The organism is Klebsiella sp. Ech2A (assembly GCF_030078455.1).
Classification (GTDB): domain Bacteria; phylum Pseudomonadota; class Gammaproteobacteria; order Enterobacterales; family Enterobacteriaceae; genus Klebsiella; species Klebsiella terrigena.
Map to the genome: position 1 here is coordinate 1 of NZ_JAQGFU010000217.1, position 6,717 is coordinate 6,717.

The following is a 6,717-nucleotide window of genomic DNA, read 5'->3' on the forward strand; positions in this document are numbered from 1 at the left end:
CAGGCTCGCCAGCAGCAGCCTGGCGTCGGCGGAGTGCGGGAGAAGCTCCCCCGGCGGCGTATCCTGCCACCAGATGCCGCTCCCGGCAGCGTGCAGCTGCTCCCCCAGCTGCCAGCGTCCTCGCAGCACCCAGGCGACTCCCGTCGCGCCGGGCCGCTGCGCGCTGGACACCACGCTCACCTGCGCCGTGGCCCGGCTACGCTGGGTCATTATGTTGAAGTCCAGCCCCGGCTGCGCAATCCCCTCGCTGGCCAGCGGCCATTCGCCGGCAAAGGCCCACGGCTCCCACAGGTGCAGGTGATGGGCGATATCTCCGCCGCGCAGCCACAGCGAGCCGCCGTCTATCAGGGTTATCACCCGATCCACGCCCGGAAAGGGTGAAAACGGTCCGTCGCTTTGTAACGTGGCGATGCTGGCCCGCCAGAGAAACGGCGCATCGGGCGACGGCACGCTGACGATTTCACGGGTTTCGCCGCCGCCGTTTTTCCACGGCGTGACGGGCAGGGAGGATAGCTGAAAAGAGACGATCATCGAAGTTGAGACCTCTGCTGGATGGAGGTTAGGGGGCGCGCATCGCACACGTTAGGCTGCGACGGGATGTTGCTTTTTTGTTTATTTATATCACACAAAATATTTACATCTTCATCACAAATTTATCATGTGCGCGGTGCGCGTGGTTGTCAATGCTTGTATATACATGATCTGTCATATGTGCGGACCCTACGACAATGCGCGTAGATGCAAGAAACCCGGGTCCCTGGCGGTTGGAAAACCGATTATAGCGAGGAAACTATGTCTTCTTTTTCTTCAACAGATGGGCAGTCAAAAGGCAGTGAACAGCGCATAACGGAAACGCGCTCGATCGATTTTATCCCCGAAGGCGAGAGACATGGACATCCTTTCAGCCAGTTTACGCTGTGGTTTGGCGGCAATCTGCAGATTACCGCTATCGTTACCGGCGCGCTGGCCGTGGTGCTGGGCGGTGACGTGGTGTGGTCGCTGATTGGCCTGCTGCTGGGGCAGGTTCTGGGGGCCGCGGTGATGTCGCTGCACGCCCTGCAGGGCCCGCGCCTGGGGCTGCCGCAGATGATCATCAGCCGCGCGCAGTTTGGCGTTTTTGGCGCGGTGGTTCCGCTGGTGCTGGTCTGCATTATGTACGTTGGCTTTTCCGCCAGCGGCACCGTCCTTGCCGGGCAGGCGATGGCAAGGCTGCTGTCGGTCTCAAACGTCACCGGCATGCTGCTGTTCAGCGCGATTATCATCGTCATTGCCGTGCTGGGCTATCGGGTGATCCATAAGCTGGGCAAAGTGGCGAGCATCGTCGGCGTGCTGGCGTTTGCCTATCTGTTTATTACGCTGCTGCTCTCCGCAGACCTGTCGACCATCGCGCAGAATAGCCATTTCTCCCTGCCGATGTTCCTGCTGGCCGTGTCGCTCTCCTCGTCGTGGCAGATAGCCTTCTGCCCGTACGTTTCCGACTACTCGCGCTATTTGCCGAGCAACGTATCGGGGGCGAAAACCTTTTTCTGCGTCTTTAGCGGTACGGTGCTTGGCACCCAGGCGTCAATGACCCTGGGCGTGCTGACGGCGGCCATTGCCGGCAGCGCTTTCCCCGGGCATGAAGTGAGCTTTATCGTAGGATTAGGTAAAAGCCAGGTGATGGCTATGGTTATCTACTTTGCGATCTGCTTCGGCAAAATCACCTTCACGACGCTCAATGCCTACGGCAGCTTTATGTCGCTGAGCACCATCGTTTCCGGCTTTCGCCGCCAGACGTCGCTATCGCAGCGATCGCGCCTTATCTTCGTGGTTCTGATGGTGTCAATATCGTGCATTATCGCGCTGCTGAGCGAGCCGGCGTTTCTGAAGAACTTCACCCACTTCCTGCTGTTCCTGCTGGCGTTTTTCGTTCCGTGGAGCGCCATTAGCCTCACCGATTACTATCTTATCTCTGCCGGCGCCGTGGATATTCCCGCGCTCTCTGATCCGAAAAAACGCTACGGCTACTGGAATATTTACGCCATAACCATCTACGTGGTGGGGGTGCTTATCCAGCTGCCGTTTATCGAGAACCCGCTGTTCCACGGCTCGTTGACGTGGATATTCGCCGGTAACGACGTGTCGTGGATTATCGGCTGGTTCGCCACCGGGCTGCTGTACTACTCGCTGCGTCGCTTTGACCGGCGGGTGCTGCCGGCGCAAACCATACTTCCGGGCTGAGAACGCGGCTGCGGGCACCGCTAAGCAACGGGCCCGGGCAAGGCGCCAGCCTTACCCGGGTGATTGAGGGTCTATTTACCGTCTTTGCGCCACGCGTCGGCGGTCAGCGCTTCGCCAAAGTGGCCGGCGATCAGCCGCTTGGTCAGGTCATGCAGCGGCGAAGCCAGCACGTCAGCGGTGCTGCCGCGCTCCACTACTTCCCCCTGATGCATCACCAGAACCTGATCGCTAATATGCTTCATCATGCCTAAATGCTGGGTAACGTAGATATATGAAATCCCCTGTTTTTCCTGCAGCTCCAGCATCAGGTTGATCAGCTGCGAACGCATCGACATATCCAGCGACGCCAGCGCCTCATCGCAGACAATGACCTTCGGCCGCAGGATCAGCGCGCGCGCAAGGCCCAGACGCTGCTTTTGCCCCGGCGCCAGCATATGCGGGTAGTAGCTGACGTGGTCCGGCAGCAGGCCGACCATCCGCAGCGTCTCAATAATCTGCTTCTGCCGCGCCTCCGGCTCAAGCTCGGTGTTCAGACGCAGCGGAAAGTCGAGGATCTGCGAAATGCGCTGCCGCGGGTTCAGCGAAGTTGACGGATCCTGGAAAATCATGCGGATACGCTGGCTGCGGAACGAGTAGTCGCCGAATGCCAGCGGGCGGTCGTCAATCAGCAGCTCGCCGGCGCTGGGTTCAATCATGCCGGCCAGCATTTTCGCCAGCGTGGATTTCCCCGAGCCGTTCTCGCCGATGATCGCCAGAGTCTGACGCTCGCGCAGCGTAAAGCTCAGCGGCTTGACCGCTTCCACCGTCTGACGACGAAACCAGCCGGTACGATAGCGAAAGGTCTTACTCAGATTGCGCACTTCGAGCAACGTTTCGACCATTTCACTCTTTCTCCATGTTCAGCGGGAAATGACAGGCGTACAGATGCGCCCGCGCGCCGGTCAGCCGCGGGGCTTCGATGCATTTGCGCTGGGCGTACGGGCAGCGCGGCCCGAGTCGGCAGCCGATCGGCAGCTGCTCAAGCAGCGGAATGGCCCCCGGCATGGTGTTCAGGCGGCTTTTGTGCGGCAGCGCGCTGCCAAAATCGGGGATCGCGCGGATTAACGCCTGGGTGTAGGGGTGATGGGGCGTGGTGACCAGCTCTTCGCTCGGCGCTGATTCCACGGTTTGCCCGCAGTACATGACGTTGATTCTGTTCGCCCATTTGCTCAGCATCTGCAGGTCGTGGCTGATCAGCAGGATAGTGGTGCTGTTGTTCTGATTGAGCCGCGTCAGCAGGCGGATAATTTGCGCCTGGGTGGTGGGTTCCATCGCGTTAGTCGGCTCATCGGCGATCAGCAGGCGCGGCTGGTTGGCAAGGGCGATGGCGATCATTACCTTCTGACACTCCCCGTCGGTTAACTCGTAGGGGAAACTGCGCATTGTGTCTTTATGATCCTTGATGCCCACGCGGTGCAGGAGCTCTATCGCCCGGCGTTTGCGCCAGCCGAGACGCTGCCACCAGCGGCCCTTAAAGGTCCAGCCGGGAATGTTCTGCATCAGCTGCTGGCCGATCCGTTCGGAGGGGTCGAGACAGGACTGCGGCTCCTGGAAGATCATCGACACGTTGTGGCCAATCAGCTTGCGGCGTTCGCGGCTGGAGAGGCGCAGCAGGTCGATATCGTCGAAGCGCATGCGGTCGGCGGTGACCCGCCAGTTGTCCTTGGTTACGCCGCATATCGCTTTGGCAATCAGGCTTTTACCGGAACCTGATTCGCCGACCAGCCCGCGAATTTCGCCCTCGTTGAGGGTCAGGCTGACGCGATCGACGGCTTTGACCCAGCCTTCGTTGGTTTTGAATTCGATGGTTAAATTGCGAATATCGAGCAGCGGCATTATTCCACCCCGGCGATAATTGCGCGGCGGATACCGTCGCCCAGCAGGTTAACCAGCAGGACGCTAATCATAATGGCGGCGCCCGGCAGCATCACCGTCCACGGAGCCACGTAAATCAGCTCCAGCGCGTCGCCGAGCATCGCCCCCCACTCCGGAGAGGGGAGCTGCGCGCCGAGGTCGAGGAAGCCCAGCGCGGCAATATCGAGGATCGCCATCGACAGCGCGCGGGTAATCTCGGTCACCAGCCCGGAAGTGATATTGGGCAGGACCGCGAACCAGAGAATATTCAGCGTTGAGGCGCCGTCGAGCCGGGCGGCAATAACGTACTCTTTTTCCAGCTCGTCGTGCACCATGCTATAGACCGAACGCACGATGCGCGGCAGCAGCGCCAGCCAGACGGCGAACATGGCGTGGCTCAGATGCGGTCCGGCAAAGGCGACGACGATAATCGCCAGCAGCAGCGACGGAATCGACAGCAGGGTATCGAGGACGTGGTTCAACATCGCCGACAGCAGGCCGTGGGTCGAACCGGCAATCACGCCGAGCACCAGGCCAAACAGCGAGGCGCCGAAGGTGACGACGAACGCGCCGCCGACGGTGGGCGCCGCGCCGCTCAGCAGACGGCTCAGGACGTCGCGGCCGAGATCGTCGGTGCCGAGAAAGAACGACACCTCGCCGTAGCGCGACCATGAGGGCGGCAGCAGCTGATAGCCGAGGAACTGCTGATCGATGCCGTAAGGGGCAAACCAGCCGCCAAAAACGCACAGCAGAATCAGCCCGGCGCAGCCGTACAGGCCGATCATGGCGCTGGTGTCGCCGTAGAATTTGCGCCACACGGTGCGCAGCGCGCCCGGGGGGCGCTTCTCCAGGTACACGCTATCGTAAGGCATATGAATCCGTTTTAATCTTGTTAGTCATGCTGTATGTCTTTTTAAAGTTTCCGCTAGTATCAATGCCTTGCCGACAGTTAATGCGTTAATCTTGCGCACTTATTTGACGGTTATCACTCTGTGCAAAAAGCGTACGCTGCTGCGTATCTCTTCTCCCGGAGTGTCCCATTGCTCACCGACGCAAAATTAAGAACTGCCCCTGGCAAAAAAGACATAATCGAGGTCATTTCAGAGGCTCAGGATCTGAATGTCAGGCTGTCTATATCCGGCAGTATAACATTCTTTTACCGCGACAGAGGGAACGGGAAAGCCGCTCAGCCGCCGACTGGCGATAATCCGACCGTATCATTATTTCATGCCCTGGAGCACAGGGAGGCGTTCAGGGTAGGGCTGACCGGAGGGTTTGCACCACGATAGCGGTCGCGCGCAACCGCACTAAATCAGGACAGATATCCATTCCGTTGCCGCTCTTTGGTGCAAGCCTCTCTGCCTGGCTGCCAATACCGTTGCTATGTACGTAGAAATATAACGATGGCACCGTTCTTGCTTTATACCCTTCACGATCGCAATAAAAACCTGAATCACTCCCAACGAAGGGGGGATTCAGGCTGGACAACGGCGCCCATACTTCCCCACATCGATTGATACCGGTGTTCAGGGAGGAATGGGCGCTTTTTTTATCGTTTGAGCAATGACCGTCAAAGGTCTTTCTGCCCGACAGGATGACAACCATTCAGGAGCGACTGGCATGAACACCGAGCCCGCTATAGCAGTGAAAACCGTTTGCCCCTACTGCGGAGTGGGCTGTGGTATGGCCCTCGAGGTTCAGGGGGAAAAGGTCATCAAGGTGTCAGGCATCAAAACGCATCCTACGAACTTTGGCCGCTTATGCACAAAAGGCTCCACCAGCGCCCAGGCTCTCCGCGATTCCGGGCGAATGGAGTCCGCATTCCTGAGGCACGACCGCAAGGACGATCCGATCCAAACGGCGATGGATGCCGCCATAAAAGAGACCGCCGGGCGCCTCAGGGAAATCCTGAATAAAGAGGGCCCTGATGCCATTTCCCTTTATGTTTCAGGGCAGATGTCGCTGGAAGCGCAGTATCTGGCAAACAAGCTGTGCAAGGGCTATATCGGAACCAACCAGATTGAGTCGAACTCCCGGCTCTGCATGGCCAGCGCAGGCAGCGGCTACAAACTCTCTCTGGGTTCAGATGGCCCCCCGGGCTCCTATCAGGATTTTGACCAGGCCGAGGCGTTTTTTGTCATTGGTGCCAACATGGCCGATTGTCACCCGATTCTCTTTCTCCGGATGATGGATCGGGTCAAAGCCGGTGCGAAGCTGATCGTGGTTGACCCCCGGCGCACCGCGACGGCGGATAAAGCCCATTTATTTATGCAGATAAAGCCCGGGACAGACCTCGCGCTGCTTAACGGACTGCTGCATTTGCTGCACGCCGCCGGTCATACCGATCCTGAATTTATCATGCAGTACACCGAAGGCTGGGAGGCCATGCCTGAGTTTTTAGCGGACTATCCCCCGGATAAAGTCAGCGCCGTAACCGGCATTCCCGAGAGCGACATTCGCCGTGCGGCGCAGATGTTAGGGGAAGCCAAATCCTGGATGAGCTGCTGGACAATGGGGCTAAACCAAAGCACCCACGGTACCTGGAACACCAATGCCATCTGCAATCTACACCTCGCTACCGGCGCCATTTGTAAACCCGGCAGC

6 protein-coding genes are annotated in these 6,717 nt (G+C 59.0%); 2 read left to right on the plus strand and 4 right to left on the minus strand.

From position 1 onward, the window contains the following. Positions 1-531 (minus strand): HutD/Ves family protein (locus PFH44_RS23420; RefSeq protein WP_283826311.1); only part of this gene is annotated, 531 nt, incomplete at its 3' end. Between the two features lie 312 nt (positions 532-843). Here PFH44_RS23420 and PFH44_RS23425 point away from each other — a divergent pair. After that, entirely contained in the window at positions 844-2,220 is a 1,377-nt protein-coding gene (locus PFH44_RS23425; RefSeq protein WP_283826313.1) for a purine-cytosine permease family protein, read from the plus strand. A gap of 71 nt (positions 2,221-2,291) precedes the next feature. Here the strand turns inward: PFH44_RS23425 and sapF are convergent, their stop codons facing one another. The 3 genes from sapF to sapC are packed head-to-tail and all read right to left on the minus strand — an operon-like array spanning position 2,292 to position 4,985. After that, positions 2,292-3,101: a peptide ABC transporter ATP-binding protein SapF gene (gene sapF, locus PFH44_RS23430; protein ID WP_045855076.1), complete on the minus strand. Its 810-nt coding sequence runs from the start codon at positions 3,099-3,101 to the stop codon at positions 2,292-2,294. A 1-nt stretch (position 3,102) separates the two neighbouring features. Beyond that, positions 3,103-4,095 (minus strand): putrescine export ABC transporter ATP-binding protein SapD, encoded by a 993-nt coding sequence (gene sapD, locus PFH44_RS23435; RefSeq protein ID WP_045855077.1) that lies wholly within the window; start codon positions 4,093-4,095, stop codon positions 3,103-3,105. Beyond that, entirely contained in the window at positions 4,095-4,985 is an 891-nt protein-coding gene (gene sapC / locus PFH44_RS23440) for a putrescine export ABC transporter permease SapC (protein ID WP_045855078.1), read from the minus strand. Before sapC ends, sapD begins: the two co-directional genes overlap by 1 nt. 748 nt (positions 4,986-5,733) lie before the next feature. Between sapC and PFH44_RS23445 the strand changes: the two genes are divergently transcribed. Next, positions 5,734-6,717, plus strand: a 984-nt coding sequence (locus PFH44_RS23445) for a molybdopterin-dependent oxidoreductase (RefSeq protein ID WP_283826312.1), incomplete at its 3' end; no start/stop codon positions are given.

Bases quoted from the DNA above. Each gene is read 5' to 3' on its own strand.
- sapD (WP_045855077.1), bottom strand. From the start codon at position 4,095: ATGCCGCTGCTCGATATTCGCAATTTAACCATCGAATTCAAAACCAAC.
- sapC (WP_045855078.1), bottom strand. From the start codon at position 4,985: ATGCCTTACGATAGCGTGTACCTGGAGAAGCGCCCCCCGGGCGCGCTG.
- sapF (WP_045855076.1), bottom strand. From the start codon at position 3,101: ATGGTCGAAACGTTGCTCGAAGTGCGCAATCTGAGTAAGACCTTTCGC.